This is a genomic window from Dysgonomonas sp. HDW5A, assembly GCF_011299555.1.
Classification (GTDB): Bacteria; Bacteroidota; Bacteroidia; order Bacteroidales; family Dysgonomonadaceae; genus Dysgonomonas_A.
Map to the genome: position 1 here is coordinate 2,948,379 of NZ_CP049857.1, position 23,169 is coordinate 2,971,547.

At 37.7% G+C, this 23,169-nt stretch carries 18 protein-coding genes; 6 read left to right on the top strand and 12 right to left on the bottom strand.

The features are described from left to right. The first annotated feature begins 9 nt into the window (after positions 1 to 9). The gene (locus G7050_RS12315) at positions 10 to 1,452 is read left to right on the top strand and encodes an alpha-L-fucosidase (protein ID WP_166115792.1); all 1,443 of its coding nucleotides are present in this window, start codon (positions 10 to 12) and stop codon (positions 1,450 to 1,452) included. Between the two features lie 174 nt (positions 1,453 to 1,626). Further along, positions 1,627 to 3,006, top strand: coding sequence for a Gfo/Idh/MocA family protein (locus G7050_RS12320; RefSeq protein ID WP_166115794.1), 1,380 nt, complete (start codon positions 1,627 to 1,629; stop codon positions 3,004 to 3,006). Between the two features lie 89 nt (positions 3,007 to 3,095). On the opposite strand, the gene G7050_RS12325 is transcribed toward G7050_RS12320, so the two are convergent. Continuing rightward, complete coding sequence (locus G7050_RS12325) at positions 3,096 to 3,794, bottom strand: hypothetical protein (RefSeq protein WP_166115796.1); 699 nt, start codon at positions 3,792 to 3,794, stop codon at positions 3,096 to 3,098. A gap of 276 nt (positions 3,795 to 4,070) precedes the next feature. Then, positions 4,071 to 4,658, bottom strand: a complete 588-nt coding sequence (locus tag G7050_RS12330) for a C40 family peptidase (RefSeq protein WP_166115798.1) — start codon at positions 4,656 to 4,658, stop codon at positions 4,071 to 4,073. 465 nt (positions 4,659 to 5,123) lie between these two features. Between G7050_RS12330 and G7050_RS12335 the strand changes: the two genes are divergently transcribed. Next, positions 5,124 to 6,713 (top strand): TPM domain-containing protein, encoded by a 1,590-nt coding sequence (locus G7050_RS12335; RefSeq protein ID WP_166115799.1) that lies wholly within the window; start codon positions 5,124 to 5,126, stop codon positions 6,711 to 6,713. Positions 6,714 to 6,735: 22 nt separating this feature from the next. On the opposite strand, the gene G7050_RS12340 is transcribed toward G7050_RS12335, so the two are convergent. From G7050_RS12340 to G7050_RS12355, 4 genes are all read right to left on the bottom strand, one after another. After that, positions 6,736 to 7,314, bottom strand: coding sequence for an NAD(P)H-dependent oxidoreductase (locus tag G7050_RS12340; protein ID WP_166115801.1), 579 nt, complete (start codon positions 7,312 to 7,314; stop codon positions 6,736 to 6,738). An 80-nt stretch (positions 7,315 to 7,394) separates the two neighbouring features. Continuing rightward, positions 7,395 to 7,955 (bottom strand): Crp/Fnr family transcriptional regulator, encoded by a 561-nt coding sequence (locus G7050_RS12345; protein WP_166115803.1) that lies wholly within the window; start codon positions 7,953 to 7,955, stop codon positions 7,395 to 7,397. Between the two features lie 23 nt (positions 7,956 to 7,978). Continuing rightward, positions 7,979 to 8,782, bottom strand: coding sequence for a hypothetical protein (locus tag G7050_RS12350; RefSeq protein WP_166115805.1), 804 nt, complete (start codon positions 8,780 to 8,782; stop codon positions 7,979 to 7,981). 49 nt (positions 8,783 to 8,831) lie between these two features. Further along, the gene (locus G7050_RS12355; RefSeq protein ID WP_166115807.1) at positions 8,832 to 9,746 is read right to left on the bottom strand and encodes a DUF2262 domain-containing protein; all 915 of its coding nucleotides are present in this window, start codon (positions 9,744 to 9,746) and stop codon (positions 8,832 to 8,834) included. Between the two features lie 426 nt (positions 9,747 to 10,172). Between G7050_RS12355 and hcp the strand changes: the two genes are divergently transcribed. Continuing rightward, positions 10,173 to 11,807 (top strand): hydroxylamine reductase, encoded by a 1,635-nt coding sequence (hcp, locus tag G7050_RS12360; protein WP_166117721.1) that lies wholly within the window; start codon positions 10,173 to 10,175, stop codon positions 11,805 to 11,807. 561 nt (positions 11,808 to 12,368) lie between these two features. Continuing rightward, on the top strand, positions 12,369 to 12,692 hold the full coding sequence (locus G7050_RS12365) for a hypothetical protein (RefSeq protein ID WP_166115809.1): 324 nt from the start codon (positions 12,369 to 12,371) through the stop codon (positions 12,690 to 12,692). 31 nt (positions 12,693 to 12,723) lie between these two features. Here the strand turns inward: G7050_RS12365 and G7050_RS12370 are convergent, their stop codons facing one another. The 3 genes from G7050_RS12370 to G7050_RS12380 form a co-directional block, all read right to left on the bottom strand. Beyond that, a complete protein-coding gene (locus G7050_RS12370; RefSeq protein WP_255499131.1) occupies positions 12,724 to 13,395 on the bottom strand; it encodes a Crp/Fnr family transcriptional regulator in 672 nt (223 codons plus the stop codon). Between the two features lie 314 nt (positions 13,396 to 13,709). Next, positions 13,710 to 16,064: a GH92 family glycosyl hydrolase gene (locus tag G7050_RS12375; RefSeq protein ID WP_166115811.1), complete on the bottom strand. Its 2,355-nt coding sequence runs from the start codon at positions 16,062 to 16,064 to the stop codon at positions 13,710 to 13,712. A 44-nt stretch (positions 16,065 to 16,108) separates the two neighbouring features. Continuing rightward, the gene (locus G7050_RS12380) at positions 16,109 to 17,164 is read right to left on the bottom strand and encodes a hypothetical protein (protein WP_166115813.1); all 1,056 of its coding nucleotides are present in this window, start codon (positions 17,162 to 17,164) and stop codon (positions 16,109 to 16,111) included. 840 nt (positions 17,165 to 18,004) lie between these two features. Between G7050_RS12380 and G7050_RS12385 the strand changes: the two genes are divergently transcribed. Continuing rightward, positions 18,005 to 18,421 carry a PaaI family thioesterase gene (locus tag G7050_RS12385; RefSeq protein WP_166115815.1) on the top strand — a complete coding sequence of 139 codons (417 nt, stop codon included), beginning with the start codon at positions 18,005 to 18,007 and terminating at the stop codon, positions 18,419 to 18,421. A 32-nt stretch (positions 18,422 to 18,453) separates the two neighbouring features. On the opposite strand, the gene G7050_RS12390 is transcribed toward G7050_RS12385, so the two are convergent. The 3 genes from G7050_RS12390 to G7050_RS12400 form a co-directional block, all read right to left on the bottom strand. Beyond that, entirely contained in the window at positions 18,454 to 20,130 is a 1,677-nt protein-coding gene (locus tag G7050_RS12390; protein ID WP_166115817.1) for a putative transporter, read from the bottom strand. 205 nt (positions 20,131 to 20,335) lie between these two features. Further along, a complete protein-coding gene (locus G7050_RS12395) occupies positions 20,336 to 21,868 on the bottom strand; it encodes a glycosyltransferase family 39 protein (protein ID WP_166115819.1) in 1,533 nt (510 codons plus the stop codon). Between the two features lie 116 nt (positions 21,869 to 21,984). Then, complete coding sequence (locus tag G7050_RS12400) at positions 21,985 to 23,100, bottom strand: membrane lipoprotein lipid attachment site-containing protein (protein WP_166115821.1); 1,116 nt, start codon at positions 23,098 to 23,100, stop codon at positions 21,985 to 21,987. Positions 23,101 to 23,169: the final 69 nt, after the last annotated feature.

Consider the following 23,169-nt stretch of genomic DNA (forward strand, 5'->3'; position numbering starts at 1 on the left):
TTATAAATCATGAAAAAAATACTATTTTTGATTATTCTTATATCTAATATTGCATTTACACAAGGTTTTGCACAAACTAAAAGGTCGTCAATACCATTACAACATGGGACTCATCGATTAGGTAAGCGTACGGATGCCGAGATGCAAAAATGGAGACAATATGGCTTAGGTCAGTTTATCCATTGGGGTGTATATGCAATAGCCGGAGGTCATTGGAATGGAAAGTATTATCCCGGAGCGGCCGAATGGATACGTTCTTGGAAAGAGATGCCTGACGAAGATTACGATAATCTTTACAAACAATTTAACCCTACTGCATTCGATGCGAAAAAATGGGCTAAACAGGCAAAGTATATGGGAGCCAAATACATGATTATAACGACTAAACATCATGATGGATTTTGTATCTGGCCAAGTAAATATACCGACTATACAATAAAAAATACTCCCTATCAAAAAGACCTCTTGAAAGAGATTGTAGATGCTTACGATGCCGAAGGTATTGATGTATATCTCTATTTTTCGATTATCGACTGGCATCAGAAAGGATATAGAAGTGCCCTACCTGCAACTACGGAGGAGAAAGCCGGTTATGAGGAATTCAAGCAGTTTACCCGTAATCAGTTGATCGAGTTGCTCACCAATTATCCCACAGCCAAAGGGCTTTGGTTTGATGGAACTTGGGATAAGGCATGGATAGAGGAAGCTAAATTTACGGATGATCTGGAGACTGAGATGAGAGCATTGCGTCCCGGACTGATTATAGGAAGCCGTTTCAGAGCGGATGAAAACGGCAAGCGTCACTTCGATTCGAATGGCGATTTGATGGGCGATTATGAGCAGGGGTGGGAGCGTGATCTACCCAATTCCATTGCAGATGTTAATGGCAACGATTGGGATTGTGTGATGACTATACCCGAAAATCAATGGGGCTATCATTCCGATTGGAGAGGCTATGTGAAAACCTCGTATGACTTGATTGATATGCTGGTAAGGTCGGTTTCGATGGATGGCAATTTTGTACTGAATTTTGGACCTGACGGAAAAGGAAATATCCGTCCCGAAGAAAGCAAAATAGCTCAGGAGATGGGAGACTGGATGAAAGTAAACAGCGAAGCTATTTATGGATGTTCATACACCGGTCTTAAAAAGCAGGGATGGGGATATTTTACTCAAAAGGATAATAAAATATACTTGACTGTTTTTAATAGACCGATCAATAATATGCTTCATGTTGAAATACCTAAAGGCGGTATAAAGCCTGTAAAAGCCTATTTTCTGTCAGGAAATAAGTCGGTAGATATTATAAATGCAGGACGAAACAAGCAAAATAACAGCTTGTATAATATTGCTTTACCTGCTGATTATATATCGGGACAACCTTTTGTGATTGTATTGGAAATAGAGAAAAGTGCAGAAGATAAAGACATTTATCAACAGGCATTGACCTGATAAGGGGGAGCTGTATTTAGATATTCTATTGTTATTCTATCACCGATGTACAGTCTTGATCTCTAGTTTCGTTTTGCACCAAGGAAAAATGAAAAACAAGCCCGATAAGGTGCGTTAGAAAAAATAGAACAATAAATTAGTATACTTAATTAACTATTAAAATATTTATTAATTATGAAAAACAAAATTTTCGCATTATTGCTGATTACGAGTTTTTTATTGGGTTCGACTACTATTTCGGCTCAAATGATAAAAACGCCGACACCGCCCCGTCCGGCAGGACAAAAGGATGTCTTGAATTTGGCAACAGCACCTCTTCCAACAGTTAGAGTAGCTTTTATAGGTTTGGGGATGCGTGGTCCCGGAGCAGTAAACCGTATGACACATATACCCGGAGTTGAAGTCGTAGCTTTGTGTGATGTATTGGAAAAAAATACCAAGTCAGCCAATGAAATACTCGAAAAAGCAGGTAAACCAAAAGCACTTGAATTTTATGGAGATACTTCGGTGTGGCGTAAAGTTACAGCCTTGCCTAACGTAGATCTTATTTATGTAGCTACCGATTGGGCAAGTCATGCCAAAATAGGAGTACAGGCAATGAAAGATGGTAAGCATGTGGCTATTGAAGTACCTGCAGCCATGAATATGGATGAAATATGGGCATTGATAAATACTTCGGAGCAAACTCGTAAGCATTGTATGCAGCTGGAAAACTGTGTGTATGACTTCTTCGAACTTACATCTCTCAATATGGCTCAACAAGGTTTGTTTGGTGATGTAATTCATGGTGAAGGAGCTTATATTCACGGACTTCAACCTTTCTGGGATCAATATTGGAATAACTGGCGTATGGATTATAACGAGAAACATCGTGGTGATGTATACCCAACTCATGGTATAGGTCCTGTTTGTCAGGTAATGAATATTCACCGTGGTGACAAAATGAACTTCTTGGTATCGGTTGACACAAAAGCTATCGGTAACCCTGCATTTATTAAAGAAAAAACGGGTAGGGATGTTAAAAACTTCCGCAATGGAGATCACACAATGACTATGATTCGTACCGAAAACGGAAAATCAATTCAGATTCAACACAATGTGACCTCTCCACGTCCATATAGCCGTATGTATCAGTTGACAGGTACAAAGGGATTTGCGAACAAATATCCTGTAGAAGGCTTTGCTTTGGATCAGAGTGAAATAAGTTCCGAAGTTGCTGCTAACCACGAGAATCTGAACGCTCATAAATTTGTACCCGATGATGTACGCAAGGCTTTGATGGAAAAATACAAACATCCGATTGCTAAAGGAATCGAAGAGCAAGCCAAGCAAGTAGGAGGTCATGGTGGTATGGATTTCATCATGGACTATCGTTTGATCTATTGCTTACAAAAAGGTCTTCCTTTGGATATGGACGTATATGATTTGGCTGAATGGTGCTGTCTTATACCTTTAACCGAAATATCTTTGGATAAAGGTTCTATGCCTGTTGAGATCCCCGATTTTACTCGTGGCGGATGGAACAAAATTCAAGGTTTGAAATTTGCAGAGTAACTTTCGAAAAGTATATCTGATAGATAATGAATAAATAAGGAGGCTTGGAAATTATTCCAAGCCTTCTTTATAGTTGTATGTGTATTTACTTACTTATAATCCTCGGGCGAAATATCTATCGCACAGAGGTATTTGCTATGTTTATCGAGATATATATTCCGTATCGAAACCCCTTGTTCGGCAAAGTATTTCATGTCAGGATTGTTTTTCAAAGATTGAACAGCAGCAGGTATTGCCGTTGTTTTGAAGTAGATGCTGTCGAATCGTGATACATCTTCATTCAGAAGTTTACAGGTATATTCTAACGTTTTATTGTAGGTACTGCAGTCGACCATGTTTATGCCGCTTTCCTCAGTGAACAAAGGTAATTGTTTCTTGGTTTTCTTTACCAAATCCTGCAATACCTTCTGAAGGTTATCGGAAGTGATTGTGGTTGGATCAAACAATCCCGGTTTTTTTGCGGGCTTTGAATAATCGGTTGGGGTAATTGTAAGAGTACCTAATGAGTTTTTATTCTCGTCTACGCAATAATAAATGAATGTGGCATGATTCTCTTTTAGAAGTGTCATTTGAGGATTACACTGTATATTATAAAGTAGTATATCCCGCATTTGAGTTCTGAATTCTACCGCATCTATCTTTGTGGCATCTATAAACAGAAAAGTAAAATCGAATCTGAAAGTATTGTTTGGTAATGATTCGCACTTATCCAGCCGGGTAGTCTGATCTATCTGAATCGGACAATGTGCATTTATATCGTTTACTGTTTTTTCTATATCTTCTAGCATAATTTTTTACGTTCGACGGATAACTTAATCTTACTTACAATTAGACCTGAGATCCTATTTGCTTTAAAATATGTCTGTTATATCATTAAATTTTTTAATGAATCTTATTCAAGGCATGGCAGAAAACAACAATAAGATGCACCCTTCATTCTGTATTATTGCATGTTGAACCGATCCCGAATATTTATAATGCGAATATAGATTAAAGTTACCAATAAATAAAAAAAAACACCCCGATTCCTCAGCGTGTTTTAAGTTTAACTTTTCCTATATGTATTATGTTGTAGGTATTTTATCCGTTTGGGACTTTTCGTGCTGTTTTACCCTTCCTCCTTTAATCCATGTTCGGCGATAGTAAGCTTCATCGAGACTACTTATGATTACACCATTAGAAGTGGATGCGTGAATAAAACGACGGTCTCCTAAAAATACTCCTACATGATTTACTCTTTTTCCTTTTCGTGAAGATGTTCCGAAAAATACCAGATCGCCCGGTTTCAAATCGTCTTTGCCCAGATCTTTTACATCTTGTGCAGATATGTCTCTACTGCTTCGTTGTAATTTTATACCAAATACATTTTTATAAATAGTAGTGGTTAATCCTGAGCAATCCATTCCTTTAGGACTGGTTCCTCCTCTGCGGTAGGGAGTCTTAAGCCATGTAACGGCTTCGCTGTAGAGTGATAGGATGGTACTGTCGTTAGGTAGAGGAAGACCTGTTTTCTTTTCTATTGTAGTCAGTTTTGCTGTTTGTTCTTGTTCTGTAGTCTCGCTTTTTTTCTCCTTTGCGGATAGTGTAGCGCAGACAAGCATAAAGCTTAATCCGGCAAGTAGGGTCTTAATAGAAAAGTTTTTAATCTGCATCCGTTAATTGTTAAATTTTCGATCTGAGCAAAAGTAAAGAATATGATCTTTTTACACAACCCCTTAAAAGTTATTTTCTCTTAAATAGTGTCTTATTATATGTTTATTTAAAAATCGTTATTTTGTAAGTAGCTTATCTTTAGTTGAATATATTTTTGTGTGTGAAATTGTGTTTAACAACATGATTTTTGTTTTTTATTATTCAGCACTAACAGTAATTATCTAATTTGATGGACTAATTTATGAGATAATTGAGCAATTTAAGATTGAAATAAATTGATGGTTATGTTTTTTTTGTACGTTTGTCCGTGAAATTTTTAGAGCCATAATTTATGGACAAAACGGATTTGAAATAGATCGTAATAAAATTTCTGTGACAAATTTGAATAGCCTCTCAGCTTTGTAGTTAAACTAACAACTTACTAAATAATGCGACGATTGCGTATTGGTTTTTTATTTCTGATAATGTTACCTCTTTTTTTAGATGTTCTTGCTGCTCCACGAAAACGTAAAGCCGTTCAGGCAAAACCGAGTTTAGAATGGGTGAAAGACAATTCGAAATTATTTACTGCTCAACAAGCTGAGGATATAAATTCGAATATCCAGAACCTAAAAGATTCGTTGAAAACTCTGCCTTCTATATATGTAGTTACTCAAAATGATTATTCGATAAAATCTCCCTTTTTCAGAGCATTTAAATCGTCAGTGAGCAATGATAAATGGTATGTTTCTGAGGCTAAGGAGTATGCCTATGATTTTGTGATTCTGATACGTCCCCGAAGTAAAGTTTTTACAACCCCTCAGTTAAATATCCTGTGTAATAGAAATTCGCCGGCGATAATCCCTTTTATTTCTTTTGTAAAGATAGACCGTCTCCAAAACGAGTATAATAAATACCTCAGTGATACGCCTAATACAGCACAGTCGGAAGTTATCGAGAAGCTTATTAATACATTAGGAGCAAGGTTTTTTGATGGGCAGATCAGAGATTATACCCATGCCATCTCCAGTCAAGACAAAGTTGAAATAAACCATTTAATTAAAGGTTTTGAGGACAGCACTACGTATAAAGTCGCAGTAGTGACTACATTAAATGAAGACGGTGAGGATTCTGTATTTGGACGAGCCTTGAAGCAGCAAAATAATGATTCTCAAGACAAAAAAATACAAATGACGGTTGAATACAAGAACTTGAATGCCGATATTGTTTTTGTTTTTTACCCCAAAGGTGTGCATATATTCAGCTCATTGGATAAAGATAAATTATCGGATAAAGCGATACAAAATCTGATGTCGAAGTTTGCATCTCCACAAGCTAAGACAGCAAAATATAAGCAAGCAATGCAACTTTCCCTGACCGCTTTGTCAGAACATTTGAAGGGCGAAAAACCTCTGGATGGAATGTCGATATGGGAAAAATTAGCGGCAACGCTGCTGGGAGTTGGTATACCCGCAGGCTTTGGTTGGTATATATTTAAGGATAGCCTGAGAAAGAAAAAAACGAAAGTTACCCATGTTAAGCCTGTTGCAAATAAACCTGCAGCAGAAAAAAAGCCAGTACACTCCCCACAAAATAAGCCGGTTGTTAATCAAACATCCGTATCTAAGCCTGAAAGGAAGGAAGAAAAGCCTGTTCCTAAACCAAACATCCCCCCGATAACTGAGCAGGTCATGAAAAAAATACCTCCATTGGAATTAACAAAGCCTACAAGTCATGCTGAGGATAGGGGATGGACACTAGATAATACAGGAAGCTTACCCGTTACCATGAGTCGCATAGATGATGTCTTCAAACCGATTTCTCCCCGAAATGAACACGAAAAAGTGATGCTCGAAATGATCGACTATATGCGTTCCCTCAGAGAATATACAGACCAAGAGATAACCCACTCGCTAGGTAATGGAGGGGTATCTCTTTATCTGGATGAATTATACGGATATGTTGATCCTGCTGCTGTGCGTATCGTTTTTAACAGAGGACTTGATATTCTTATAAAAAACTATGCAGAACGTGATCCCAGAGTATCTAAGTATGTGAATGGTGCACGTCATTAAGTTTACAGACCTGTTTATCTGTTTATCTTTGTTTTTGCCCTGACTTTTCTATTTTGGAAAGCCATTTTTTACGGATATTTTCATCTGAGTTTTTAACTATTCCGATGTAAGTGACCCTTACTTTGCTGATTCCACAAAATTGGAGGGTGCATTTTTTGAGTTGATTTACACTTGGTGCATTATATACAAGTCCATAATACCATGCCGGTTGATCGAGGGTGGTAATAATGTGAGCCGTTTTCCCTTTCAGTAGTTTTTCCCATTTCCATGAATTGGGTATGGGACGAAAAGTAAGTCCGGGGAGAAAGACTCTATCTATAAAACCTTTGACAATGGCCGGCAAACCTCCCCACCAGACCGGATGTACCCAAACCAAATGATCAGCCCATTGGATGGCTTCGAATGCTTTAACCAAATCAGGCTCAAGCTCGGTACGTTTTTGATATCCATATTGTAAGTTGGGCGAAAAGTCAAGGTCGGCTATTCTTATTTTTCGAACTTCTGCTCCGCTCTGTTCTGCCCCTTTCTGATATGAATTGGCAAGAGCAAAATTTAAACTGTCCTTATTGGGATGTCCGTCTATAATGAGTATCTTTTTCATCGTGATTGTTATTTAAACTCTTTACTGGATTTTTTATGCAAAAGTACCTCCAAGTATTCATTTAAATTCAAGACAAATGTCTATAAAATAGACTTTCGTATGCGTGTTAGATGTCGGGTAGATATCCCCAGATAAGAAGCAATATAATGTAGAGGAATATGTTTTATATATTCAGAATTGTTTTTCTCCAATAACTGATAACGCTTAGTTGCATCGTCTTTTTGAAATGAAATGATGCGTTCTTCGAGTTTTAGATATTGCATTTCGGTAAGTATGCGTCCCAATTTCTGCCATTCGGCACTCGTCTGATAGAGGTATTCCAAATCAGCTTTCTGTAGAGCCTCTACTTTTGTGTCCATAATAGCCTGAATATTTTCGTCGGTAGGTGTTTGTTTTATAAAGCTCGAAAAAGCCGCCATCATCTCACCTTCGAATGTAATGCAGTTTATGGTTTCTATCCCTTCGCTATCGGTAAAGTAAGAGCGTAATACGCCCGATTTGATAAATACGATCTCTTTGCAGATACGGTTAGCTTGGATTAAGAAATCACCTTTTTTTATATCCCGTACGGTCAGAAAAGGATCCATTCGGTTTAATTCTTCGGATGATAGTATATTGAGTGACGAGAAATATTTTTTCATGTATAAATCTTAAACTTATAGAATCAGCAATCAAATTGATAGGAGGTTTCATCTACAGGGGCTACTATTTCTTGATTTTTTGCAGGAGATGAAAGGAAAAGAGTAACTCGCTTTTCTTCGTAATCACGAGAAGTATCGAAAACAAAATCGGGTTTTCCATCCTCATCCAGATCGCCGATAAATAAAATCTGTACAAAAGTATCATTAAATCGCGGAACGGATATCAAGAGTTGTTTTTTATCCTTGGTATACAGATAAAGTTTGTAATTAATGATTTCATTGTGGGACTTTTCTGCCGGAAAACTATCTATGATATAAGCATTGTTTTCGTCCGTATAAGTTCCATCAGCTCTAAGTGTATATTCTATGTCATTGAACGTGAAGGTTAGTTTTTTACCCGGTTGAATGGCAGTAACCTCAGGCACGAAGCTTTTTATTTTCTGATCTTTTGCAGATATACCTTTGATCATTAAAATAGCATTTCTTGACGATACAAAAGTGGTTGAATCCATTAAGCAGTCATCGTATTCTTTAGCAACGGTAATTTGTGATTTTTCGAGGATAAATTCACCGGTCGATTCATCTTTGAGAAGATCATACCAGTCTTCGAGGAGCATCGATGCAAATTCCGAAGGTTCGCTCCCTCTGTACATTCCATCTATAAAAATATTTACTTTTTCGTTCCTAAAATCAATCGGTAGGAATGGTGCAGACTCTATATGTATTGTATCGTTGGTCATAGAGGTTAAAGAGGTTGCATTACAATTTGATGTATGCATTGAAAACCCTATCAACCCTATTGTAAATAGTGCTATTTTGTAATTCATAAGTTGTTCTTAAACGACAGTAGATAATAACATAGAATGTCTTGATACCTCAATCTGCAAGAGTCGAATCTTTGTAATAGCCTCTCGCATCCGTATGTATAACAATGCTGTGCTCTCCAAACATTTCGTCTGCATCACAAGTAATAACGATTGTATTGTCTTGATTGAATGTGATTTCGGTAATAGTTATCCGCTCTTTAAATTCATCGAGAGTAACAGTTGCCGGCTCTTCGTCGCTTTCATCCTCGCTCTCTTCAAGCCAGTAATCATTTTTGAGTTCCAGCATCGAAGCATACATTCCTCTTAAAACTTTCTCATAGAATTTTTCGGACATCAATCTGTCGGCATATTCTATGGTTTTCAATAGATTGTCTGCTTCATCCAGATAAACGATAATTCTGACGGGTTTGTCTTCAATCTTAATAAATGAGACATACTCCTCATCTTCAAATTCTAATGTGCCGAGAGTTTTACTGTCTAACGATTGGTATACAACCTCTGTGAGCGATGGTATTACATATTGTTGACACGAAAGTGTATCAAATGCCTCCTGTATTTCCTCTTCGGTGGCTATACCATAAATGGGCTTTAGCTTCCGCTCGATTTCGGTAATGTTGGTAGTTATGGTTTTTTCGTCGGAGAGAATCTCCAGTATATTACCATCAAGTAGTCTTATTCTGGGCTTTTTCAGATTGTTAGGTATGCAATAACTATTAACGGAACTTGCTACCGGTGTTAATTGTAGTATAGTAAGACCCCACTGTGTATCTTCTGAAGTTTCGGTTTCCTCATTTTTTTTTGGCTCAGAATTGAGAATGCATCTCTCATCGTCCTTGTTTTCAACTTCAAACTGTCGTCTTATAACCATCGTACTGTATTCTCTATTCACAGTACATTCTGATGTATAACTGGCAGTCATGTGATTTAACTCTCTAATATCACCTTCTTGTGCTTTCTTAAGCATGTCAAGAAGATCCTTAATCTCCCATCCAGTCATAGCCCTATTGAATAAATAAAGTATTTAATGAACTATTTAGAGATATAACAAATTTTGCTTGTTATAGTTCCCATACCATTAAATAGGTCAGAGACCTTACTTAATACTATATAAGTTTCCCTAAGTTATTGAAAAAAATCAAAAGTTGATCATTTTGACCTTTTTTTTCGATAATGATTATGAATTTATAAGTGAGAGGGGTTATTTATTGACACTTAAATATTGCCAATATCGGCTGTTTCAAACGATGGATACCGAAGAGCAGATTATTTCGTGTCTTTGAAATTACAATAGCATAAGTAGTGTAACATATGGTACAAACCAATGGATATAGATTCTATAGTTTTGTCTTATCAATGATCAACCACTAAAATATATATGACCATGAGTAATATGTTTTGTTTTCAATGTCAAGAAACATCCAAAGGTACAGGATGTGAAATAATGGGTGTCTGTGGAAAAACTCCCGAAGTGTCGGATATTCAAGACCTACTGTTATTTGTAGCACGAGGAATTGCGGTATATAACGATGCTTTAAGGAAAGAGAATAATGCTTCGGCAGTAGCCGATAAATTTGTTGTGGATGCTATGTTTATCAGTATCACCAATGCAAATTTTGACTTCGAAGCCATCAAGAGTAAAGTAAAAGAAGGTTTGGCATTAAAGAGCGGTTTAGCGTCTCAGCTTGTAAATACCCCTGCTACTCTGCCTGACGAATGTCTGTGGAATGGTGATGAGGATCAGTTTATGACAAAAGCCAAAGAAGTAGGTGTTTTACGTACCAAAGACGAAGACATCCGCTCGTTGAAAGAACTGGTACATTACGGATTGAAAGGAATGGCAGCTTATGCAGAGCATGCTTATAATTTGAATAAAATAGACGACGAGATATCAGGTTTTATGCAACGTGCCCTAGTTCAACTGACACGTGAAGATATCTCGGTGGATGAATTAATCGGGTTAACTCTCGAAACAGGTAAATACGGTGTGCAGGCTATGGCATTATTAGATGCAGCGAATACAGGTAAATATGGCAATCCTGAAGTTACCGAAGTAAACATAGGTGTAAAAGGTAATCCCGGTATATTGATCAGCGGACACGATCTTCGTGATATTGAAGATCTTCTGATACAGACCGAAGGAACAGGCGTTGATGTATATACTCACAGCGAAATGTTACCGGCTCATTATTATCCTGAGTTGAAAAAATACAAACACTTGGTTGGAAACTACGGTGGTGCATGGTGGCAGCAAAAAGAAGATTTTGACTCGTTTAATGGCCCTATCCTGTTTACAACAAACTGTATAGTACCTCCTTCTAAATCGGCTTCGTATCGCGGACGTATTTTCACAACGGGAGCAGCAGGTCTCGATGGAGCGAAGCACATTGCCGAACGCAAAGACGGACAGCCTAAAGATTTTTCTGAGATTATAGCCATGGCTAAAATATCTCAGTCGCCACGCGAAATAGAAACCGGATCTATTGTAGGAGGCTTTGCTCACAATCAGGTAATTGCTTTGGCTGATAAAGTGGTAGAAGCTGTTAAAAGTGGAGCAATCCGTAAATTTTTCGTTATGGCAGGATGCGACGGTCGTATGAAGAGCCGTAATTATTATACCGACTTTGCAGAAGCCTTACCCAAAGATACGGTTATACTTACAGCCGGATGTGCTAAATACAGATATAATAAACTGCCGTTGGGTGATATTGGCGGTATACCTCGTGTATTGGATGCCGGACAATGTAACGACAGTTACTCTCTTGCTGTTATAGCCTTGAAATTGAAAGAAGTATTCGGGCTTGAAGATATCAACGACTTACCTATTGTTTATAATATTGCTTGGTACGAACAAAAAGCGGTAATAGTTTTACTTGCTCTGTTGCATTTGGGTGTTAAGAATATTCATTTAGGACCAACATTACCCGGATTTTTATCTCCGAATGTAACCAAAGTATTGGTTGAGAATTTCGGAATAGCCGGTATTACTACTGTGGAAGACGATATGCAGGCTTTTTTAGCAAGCTAATTACTTGTTTGAGTAACGAATAAAATGTATTGGTATATTTTATAGTTATAACAATCTATGTTTGTAATACTTGCCATAGGAATAAAAAGGTCTGTGACCATAATTGTGTTGGAGAGTCAGGTTGTAATTATTACAACAAAAAGGTCGGAATTCAATTCCGACCTTTTTGCCTAATAGAGGGTTTTAGTGTTGTTTAGCTACCTTAAGTTGTTGTTGCATTTCTGTTGTTGTTTGTTTGTAGGTAGCCTGAGATTTTATCTCTTAGTAAAGATCCAATATAGAAAAATACGTTTAATTAATTATTGCTTTTGTATTCGTTGCATATAATATTATCTTTTTCTGCTTTTTTTTCTTCGTTTTGTTTGTATGTTGCTGTATTATAGTAAATTACTATTGTGTGTTTTGGTAATTATTTGAAAGTTTGCTGTATAAGTATTTAAAACTTATTGATTATGTCAATAAATATTTTCCTTTATACAATATAAAAGAGGTAAAATACTATATTTGTTGTTGTAGTTTAAGAATATGGATATAGTTGTAAAAAAGATAGTGTGTTTTTGTTTGTCAATAATAGTATTCACTGCTTGTGATGAAGGTGTTGATGAAATGGATAACCCAAATCCGGTTTTAGGCGTTTGGAATAGTTATCATCAAGATACAGATAGTCTGGTAATGACCCGTGTGTTTACCGTTGATTTTTATTCTTACTTTATGTTTGCAGAAGGAAAAGTTCAGAATGAAATGAACAAGCAACACTATTATATTAATAAAACTCAAATCATACTAGATCAATATACTCAAGATTACGTTATTGACGGGGATACACTTTGGATTACCAATAGTAAAGGCGACCAGGTAACCAAATACTTAAAAGCCGATAAGTAATTAAAATTCAGCTGTTATTTCTCTACTACTCTTAGAATGATACTAATTGAATTAATTTGTTTTTGTTCAGAATTCTGACATGCTTTTTATTGATCTCTATCAATCCGTCATCCTGCATATTGGCTAGCTCACGAGCCAGCGACGGACGCGAAACTCCAAAATACTCTGATAATGCCAGTTGAGTACGATCCAATTCTGCTTCTGCTTTATCGGGTTTGGTTAGTTCAAGAAAGTACATAGCTAACTTCTGGCGGATTGTTCTGAACGACATGAAGTGAAGCTTCTTTGATAGCATAGACGCATACATAGCCGATATATTGAGGAAATTAAGCAATACCTGCTCGTTTTGCTGAAGCATTTTGAGAACCGAAGGTTTGGGGATAATCAAAGCCGAGACATTCTCTTTAGCTGTAACCTGCACCGGAAAGCGATTGTTTCTTCCGAATAAGAACAAGACAGCTAAAGGATTGGGTGCATATATATCTTCTACTTTTACCACCTTAGCCGATGCATCAGCCATTTCGGCCTTTACATAACCATCTGTCAGAATAATCAATCTATTGCAAGGCTCATCCTGCATGGCCAGAATCTCTCCTTTTGCAAAAGACTGTATATCGTAATGAATATTTGCCAGCAAATCTTTTAAATCATCTGGTGTAATGCCATTGAATATAGGTGATAAGATCATTTTCTCAAATTCCATAATAAAATCTTTTAGTATTTATTGTCCATTCAAATATAGCAACGATTGGTAATTATAACTGTGAAATATGATTCTTTTTTACTTGAGTTTAAAATAATAGCTAACAATGCGAATCTATAGTTGAGGTAAAGGTTCTTTTTTACTAAAACACGCATATGGGTTTGTTTTTCATTTTGCCTTGATGCAAAACGAAACAAAAGAACAAGACTGTGGCTTCTGCTACTTATAAACTCCTTACTTTCTAACAAAAAAACAGTACAGCCCGAAGAAATGTTCCTTCGAGCTGTACAATATAGTATAAAATAGTGTATAACTTATTGCTTACGAGGTTCTGCACCCATTTGCAATTTTAAAGTTCCACCTTTTATAAATTCGGCATAAGGAAGTCTTAAACTTGTATCTTCTTTTCCATTAAGCGATGCATTCTGGATATAGATATTTTGTTTCGAATTGTTTAATGCTTCGATAACAAACTCACCCTCACGTACATTTTGAGGAAGCCTGATAGTTACCTTATCAAACAATGGGCTTCCGATCTGGAATGCAGGGTCGGGAGAAGTAAGGCCTTTCACATCGAATAAACCGATAGACGACATCACATACCATGCACCCAATTGTCCCTGATCTTCATCTTGTCCGTAACCATACCCGTGAATACCATCTGTACCATAAAATTCGTCACAAATAGCACGTACCCATTTTTGAGTCAGGTCAGGTCGTCCCGAAAAATTAAACAACCAAGATATATGCAAGTTAGGCTGATTACCGTGATTATACAATCCCTCTAATCCGGCAAAGGCATCAATATTAGTACCTCCTCCGAATATACTTTTTTGAGAAATCGTAAATATGCTGTCCAAACGGTTATTGAATTCTTCTTTACCTAGAGTTTCTACTAGCTCTTCTGCATCGTGAGGCACATAGAATGTGTATTGCCATGCATTACCTTCCTGAAAACCAACCCATGGTGCGGTAGGATTGAAGTCTTTGATAAACTCGCCTTTTTCATCCTTAGGTCTCATAAATTTAACGGACGGATCATATACCTCTTTCCAGCCTTTTGATAGTTTCATCAACTGCTCATAGTCGGCTGTCTTACCCATAGCCTTAGCAAACTGAGCCACAGCATATGCACTGAAAGAATATTCTAGGGTATGCGAAGTTCCGAATGGCGAACCTTCGGTGGTCAATTCCTCTTGTCCTGGTTTGCTGACAATATAAGGAGCGTACCCTCGCTTTACGAATGCACCTACGTCCATTTTACCTGCTCCGGCAATACGTCCTTCATACTCCAGTTCGTTTTTGCGTGCTGCCTGATAAGCCAGTTCTTCATCAAAACCTCGTATGCCAATGTTGTGAGCGGCAGCAATTGCCAAGCCTGTAAAGTTAGTTCCTACGCCCGATACAAATTTGCTGGTTGCGATTCCATCTCCCAACCATCCTGCATCCTTGTATACAAGTAATTGACTTTGAACCCAATCAGCATAATACTCAGGATAAGCCAATGCCCACAATTGAGTAAGATTCCAATAACCACCCCAGATAGCATCTGTATTGTAGTGATTGTGTTTAGGTTTACCATCAGAGGTAAGCTCTATTTGTCCAACCGTACCATCATTCTTTGGATAAGCTCCGTTTATATCGCTTGCCAAACCACGCCCCAAAAGTGCATGGTACAGAGAAGTGTAAAATTTAATTTTATCGTCTTCGTTCGTAGTTTCCACTTTGATACGACCCAAATAATCGTTCCATGTACCAAGAGCTTGCTCTTTTGCCTGATCGAAAGTAAGGTCTTTGGCTTCTGCTTCGAGATTCAGACGTGCATTATCAATAGAAGTGTACGATAATCCTACTTTTATGGTAATCGCTTCATTTGCTTTAGTATCGTATGTGAGATACATTCCCGCACCGATACCTTTAACTTCTTTCTGATCGGCTGTGTATGTGCTGTCGATAAATGTTCCGTAACTTACAGGAGCTTTATCGGGTATTGCCGAAAAATACATTGTAACGACTGCATCTTCCTGATATTTTTTCACGTATTCGGGTTTTGTAGTCACATACCCTTCGATACGCCCATCATCGGTTAAGGTTACCTGAGCATCTACTACAGCTCCACTCTCTCCCTGACGATGACCTATGTCAAAAATCAGATTCGATTCCTTCGATTCAGGAAATGTATATCTATGAAAGCCCACCCGGTCGGTTGCGGTAAGCTCGGCTTTTACATTATAATCTTTCAATACTACCGAATAGTATCCAGAGGTTGCAAACTCGTCTTTACGGTCGAAACGTGAACGATATCCGCCATCAGGATTTTCGAGTGTTCCGGGTTGTGTCTGCAACTGCCCTACGGTAGGTGCAAATACAACTCCTCCGATCTGAAACTCGTGGAAGTTGGCAAACCCTTCGATTGATGTGTGGCGTTCGTCGTAACCAACAGCTTCCCATCCCCATTTATTACCGTAATGTCCATTGGTAGAGGGTGCAAGTTTTGCCATACCAAAAGGTTTGGATGCAGGTGTATAGAAAAACCAGCGACTGTGTGCCGTACCAATATTTGGCTTCACATACTGTGTTAAATCGGGTTTGTCGGCTGGCTCTTTGGCAGAGTTACAACCCATAAACGAGAGAGTTAAAACAGATAAACTAATAAAAAATAATTTCATAAATTAGGTATTATTAAAGATTTTCAATTTTCAAGCCCATTCAGTTAATCGGAAAGTGTAGGTCCCCATTTCCGTAGGTCTTCACCACTAAGGTTAGTTAGACCGTGATCAAATAAATAAAACATCCGCCCACTTTCGCGAGTATATACATCGCCGGGCATATCATAAGTCTTGCCCTTAGTAATTACTTTAATACCCACTTTTGTATCGGTATTGTAAATTATATATTGAGCATCTTTTGTAGAGAACCTCAATGTATCGCTATCATTTCTTGTAGTCAGCTCGAAATTAGCGGTATCTTTATCATTGGGATAAAAGAACTCTACCTCATCCAATTCGTTCACAAAAGCATAAGTCATGTAATCACCGGAATTAAACAAGACCACTTTTTTCTTTTTTGTCGGGATATCAAAAGAAAACAAATGGTCTTTTATATCTACTGACAAATTACGAACACTTGAGGTTTCGACAAGCTTTTTTCCATTCCACTCAAACGTCGTAGTATTGATAAACTGTGGAATTGAAAAGTCCATCCCTTCCTCTACTCTGTATATTTCTCTGGGTTTGTTTTGCACTACATCAAAACGAGCAAACTGATGCCAGCAACATCCACTCTTGGTCATGGTATATAATTGCTTATCTTCGGAATTCACACCAAACATTCCACAATAGTCTTGTGCCAGACTCGTAAATTCGCTGCTGAAAATGAATTGTCCTTTGTCTGCCAGATATATTTGGTAAGAAGGTCCGTGATAACAACTATTTTGCCCGTCCTGTATGGCAAAGTCTTTTACGCCATCGAAATTAAAATCTTCGTACATAATCACACTTTGCTCTCCGTAAGGCAATTCTTTTACGTTTACGGCGACCGAATTATCTGTGTAGCTCACGGCCAACTCTTCGGATTCAACTCGTATTAATTCTTTATCAGTTCCTTTTTTATAAATAGCAATCCATCCCGGTGAGAATACTTCTGCAGTATCGGCAACATATACTTTACCATAATAATGATCTGAAAAAGAATCAGTAACAAATGTTTGCTGAGAGAACATCATTAAACTTAAATGAAAAAAAATGATACTTACAACGAGTCGGCTCATATGCGTTGGTGTGATTTCTAAATTATATTTTCTTGTAAATATATAAAAAATAGGAGGTTGAACAATAACAAAAAGGAATTGTCATCCCGACAACTCCTTTCCACACTTATCTGTCAAATTGTAATATCAATTCATCTTTGCTAACTTATTCGAATACAGAGAATGATAAAATCAAATATAACGCCTAATAATTTTAGTTCCCGCATTAATAAATAATGTAAAACATTTATTGCTCCATTTATAGCTATAACCGCATTTTGTTGTCACGCTTACCACAGCAATAATAAGGTCTGAGACCTTAGAAAATCGACAAACTGAACAAATTACCTTCAACAATCTTTTTTACCTGAAAACAACTAATAATATTAACCATAACCTAAGAACAATCATAACTACATAAAAAAAACCGAACACTAACTCATTTCGACATATTTACAATACAAAAATAGGCAAATAGATTTTATAAAAGAAAAATAAATTACATTTTATTAGTTAAATTTTTATTTAACTTTCAATTTGATTTGAAATAAAGAGTATTTCTGTTTTTAAGACAGGTTATATAAGGTATTGATCAAATTTTGTATAATTTACAATCTTAGGTATAAGCAAGTAAGAGAAACTAATTAATAAATATTGAGTTTTAAAGCTATAACTATCAGTTACGACTGTACTTAGATAGACAATATATAGGTCAGACACCTTAATAGAATAAATCAATGCTCTATTTTAATTATTAACACTCTTTACTTATGTAACTTACAAGGCCGGTTAATCTAAAATACCTTACTAATAAACAATCATACGGTTTAAATCGTTATTTTTGTGTAAAATACACATATAATGAGATTAGATAAGAATAACATTCGCGAGAAGATTAAAGATACGATGATGGAAACTCTGAAAATGGAGTTTATAGAAACTGACGAACCTACATTGGAAATGACTATGCCTGTCGGAAAATTCAACAGTCAAACAATGGGAGTTTTACACGGAGGAGCTACTATCGCATTGGCGGAAACCGCAGCAGGGGTTGCATCGAATGTCATATGTAACGAAGATGAGGCTTGTTATGGAATCCAGATAAGTGCCAACCATGTATCTTCTGCCAAGCAGGGCGAAACCGTAAAAGCAATAGCACGACCTGTCCATATAGGTAAATCGACACACGTTTGGGTAGTGGATATTACATCGCTTACCAACAACCGTCTGATTTCTACAGTGACAGTTACCAATTTTGTGGCTAAAAGCAGAAAATAATACAGATTTAAAGTGAAAAAAGGGCTGTGATTTTACATGAAAAATAAAAGAATCAGCTGGGTAGAGATAATCCGAAGAAACATGGTGACCGGATATACCGTTGCATAGGCTACGGCAGGCTCGTCACCCTCAGCGGTTGTGTTTGCATAATTGAGAGCCATGGGATTAGCCATGCTTCCGCAAAGCATTCCTATGGTTTTTGCATAATCAAATTTCAACCCTTTTATAGCTACTGTTCCCACGATAAGCACAGGTACAATAGTTAAACCGAAGCCGATAGCTATCCAGACCAATCCTTCTCCATTCATTAAAGTATCGAAGAATTGTCCTCCCGAATCGAGACCAAGACAAGCCAGATAAACCACTATTCCTAACTGACGAAGCATGAGGTTTGCACTTTGTGTAGTATAGGTGGTGATACGAAAACGTGGACCAAATGCCCCCATGAGGATTCCCACTATAATAGGACCTCCGGCAATACCCAATTTAATGGGTACGCTGATTCCCGGTATTGGAATAGGCAAAGCCCCCAATAATAAACCGAGTGCTATACCAATAAAGATGGCGATAAGATTGGGATTTTTAAGCCTTTCAAGCTCATTTCCTAATATTTTAGCCACATTGTCTACCGATGCTTTTTCGCCGACAATAGTCAGTTTATCACCAATCTGTAAAGCCAGATCGGGCGATGCAAGCAGGTCTATTCCTGCACGGTCGATGCGTGTGATGTTAATACCGTAGAGATTTCTCAATCTGAGAGCTCCTAGTTTAACTCCATTTACTTTGCTTCGGGTTACAATAATACGGCGTGATACCAGATGACTATTGTCTATATGATTCCAATCGATATCTTCTTTGTTCCAGTCTACCTCTTCTTGCTCTCCGAACAACACTTCAACCAGTTCTACATCCGATTTAATAGAGATAATAAGTACATGGTCGTTTATTTCCAATGTCGAATCGGAAGTGGGGATGGTTACCTTTCCGTCTCTCCAGATACGTGATATAATGAATTTTCGGGGCGATAACTTCATAATATCTTTGATGGTACGTCCTGCAATGGCAGGATTGGTTACCATAAATTCGCCTACATAGGTGCTTTTATCTTTCTTTTCCTTATTATTAATGTCTTCCCCTTTAGGAATAAGGCATTTTCTCATCAATGCTATTGCCAGAATAACACCCACAACGCCCAATGGATAAGCAACGGCACAAGCCAAAGCCATATCTGCCAGTTCTTTGGTCGAACCGGGCGAAATTTGTCGTAATGTCTGCTGTGCAGCTCCCAAAGCAGGGGTGTTGGTTACTGCCCCCGAAAGAATACCCATCATATTGGGCATCGATATATCGGTCGTAAAATAAATAAGAAAGGTGAGTGCTATTCCCAGTAATACGACAGCCATCGACATTATATTGAGCCGTAGCCCTCCTTTTTTCAGAGAAGGGAAAAATCCCGGGCCTACCTGTATTCCCAATGCATAGACAAACATGATAAGACCGAAGTTCTGGGCAAAATAGAGCATATCGCGATTGACTTCCAATCCGAAATGACCAATAATTATTCCTGTAAAAAAGACGAAGGTAATACCCAATGAAATATTGAATATTTTGAGTTTTCCGAGTTGTAGTCCGATAGCCGAAATTACGGAAATCAAGATAACCGTCTGTATCATCGACGGCTTAAAAATGGCATCTAATAACCAATCCATATTATTTGATAAGCAGAAACTTTTAGTCTCCTTATATTCGGGGTGTAAAGGTATTACTATTATCTGAATTATAGCAATGTGTAAATGAATCTTTTGAGATGTTCCGCTTTTTTAGATAATTATCTGTGTTTTCCGATTTAAGATGGTGTAATAGTGTTAATTTGAAAATACAAACATTTCTGTTATACGATACTGCATTATATCGTTACTGTATAGAATCATTTATTTCTAACGGCTTAACTGTCCCATCGTTTAACCTGAACAATTCGAATATATGGTTTCGGTAGTAAGGAATATATTTTTCATCCAGAATTTCCAGAAAACGAGTATTTTTGCTTTGATCTCTGTATTCGGTTATTATCCACAACGGAGGATGTGTTTCCATCATCTCGTTTATTTCGTCCAGAATCTTTTTTTCGTGTCGGGCATGCCACTCCTGTAACGTGAAATATTTAATCCCGTTGTAAGGCATTAATCCCGCCGATGGCAGAAATTTAGATAATACCATATAAGGGTATACCGAATTGCGTTCGTTCTCGGGTATCTTTGAGGCTATATCTCTGGCTCTTTCTATGTAGTAAGGAGGTGTTTCAGATTTTTCCAGAGTTATGTAACGGCTTATACATATCCAAGAGGCAGGTATGAAAACGATAAGAAAGATAATCCATGACAGTTTTTTCTTCTCCGAGTTTTGGGTTATTGCATATAATCCCAATATACATCCGAATGCCAGTATGGGAATATTCAGTGTCATGTAATGATGATATGCAGCACCTGTATGGGTGGTAATCAATCCGAAAACAAATAGTAAAGCAGACAGAAGTATAACCTTGTAATCTTTATGTTTTCTGTAAAACAAGAAAGTACCTGCTGCCAATACAATGAAAGGTGTCCAGCACTTAAATATATAGATAACAGTTCCTATGAGTGACCCGAAGAGTGACCCTGTATCGCTGGTATCCACATATTTCAGATTGAATATGAAGGATGCGTATATAAGCTCATAAAGAGCATTGTGTATCCGGAAGTATACGATTATAGGTACTGTTATCAATAAAAAGCCTAACGTAAAATAAAGAACGATTTTTCGTACACCCTTCCAGTCTTTATTTTTACAAGTTACAATAAATATAAACAGCGTGCAGGCACATACGATTCCCATATTATTGAGTCGCAGCCAGAATAGTATTCCCCCGCAAATTCCTATAAGAAGCAAATGCAGAGCTTTAACCCGATTTGGTGTTGACAGCCAAAACTGAATAGTAAGCCATAAGGTCAGGCTGATAAATGGTAAACTATGTTCCTCCGAGAGATTACCTCCCTCGATGGTGAATGTGAAAAATACGAGAGCAATCAATAATACTGTCAAACTGTTTATTGTCGATAATAGACAGCGTGCAGCATTATATAAAAAAGCGAGAGTTATAGATAATTGTGCTATTTGTAAAATGAATATGCCTGTGCGGTCGTCAGATGACAGGCTTAAGCCCAGAGCTTCGATGAAAATGAGTATAGGACCTTTATGGTCGAAATATTCAAGATAAGGTATTCTTCCATCTAAAAATAATTTGCCCAGCATAATGAATGTCCCATTGTCGCTTATGTAGTCCCAATAGTGTGGGCTTGTAGCAAACGAAAATACGGATAGATACAGAAATGCGGTGATGACAAGTAATGGATATACCCAGTAGGTATTATTGATCTTGTCAAAAGAAGCTATTTGATTGGTTGAATGCATTTTTGAAGTGCTGTTTGATGAAAATCAGTCATGCAAAAGTATATAAAAAATGATGAAGACAAAAATAGCCTGTAATGTTACAGGCTATTTATATTAAAATATTATTTGGATTGCTTTTATCTTCTTCCTGAAGTTCTTCCACTCGAAGCTGCTGAACTTGATCCTGAGCTTGATCGCGAACTCGAGCTACTGCTTTCGGTGCTTGAGCTTCTGCTCGGTGTTGAACTTGACGATGATTCTACTCGTGTTGGCGATGTAGTTGTGCTTGATGTACGTCCCGAACTGCTGGAACTCGAACTGCTGCTACTTGATGACGAACTAGGTCTTGTATAGCTGGTAGTAGAGGTGCTAGAGCTTTCTCTGCTTGAGGTACGACCACTGCTGCTTGACGCTGATGAAGAAGACGAACTAGGTCTCGAATAGCTGTTTGTTGATGTTCCCGAACTGGTCGATGGTCTCACAGCTGTACTGCTCGATGATGTTTTATCTCTGCTTGTACTTTCTTTGGGAGCTTCAGAAGGGCGTACTGTTACAGTACTAGGTCTTTCCGAAGAAGAAGTACTTGGGTTTCTGCTAGGTAAAGTACCCGAACTTGTTCTGTCTCCGGTATCTCTGCCATTAGAGCCGGATGAACTGCTTCCGCTTGTACTCGGACGTGTTGAGGTCGATGGGCGTTTATTTGATTCTGCTGCGGCAGAAGATCCGGGACGACTGTTACTCTCAGGACGTGTCGATGTCGACGGGCGACTACTTGACGGGCGTTCGTTAGAAGGTCTGCTCGTATTCGGGCGATTATTATTGTTATTATTATTCGGTCTGTTATTGTTATTGTTCGGACGATTGTTGGGTCTGTGGTTATTGTTGTGATTAGGTCTTCCCGAACCGCCATTTACAATGATAATCGGACCACCCATAGGAGGTAATACAGCAGGAGGGTAAGGAGCCGGAACAAAAGGAACATCATCATACAGAAACTCATACCCGGTCAGATAATCGTTCCAAAACTCAAGTGCATATACTTCATTCTGATAACTGCGGTATTGCAATACCTCTTGTATTCCATCTCTTGTATAATTGACGGTTAACACCCTTTCAGGATACCCTAAAAGGTAAGCCACCTCCTCTTTATTCATGCCTACAGTGAGATCATTCATTCTATCATAGTATTGAGAGGTGGTTCCACAGGCTGTCAGTATAACAGCAAGGGTGAGTATAAATAATATCTTCTTCATATATCTTGTTCGTTAGTGAGAAACTTTAGTCCTTTATACTTCGTTAGAATGAAAGTTTAACAAATGGTT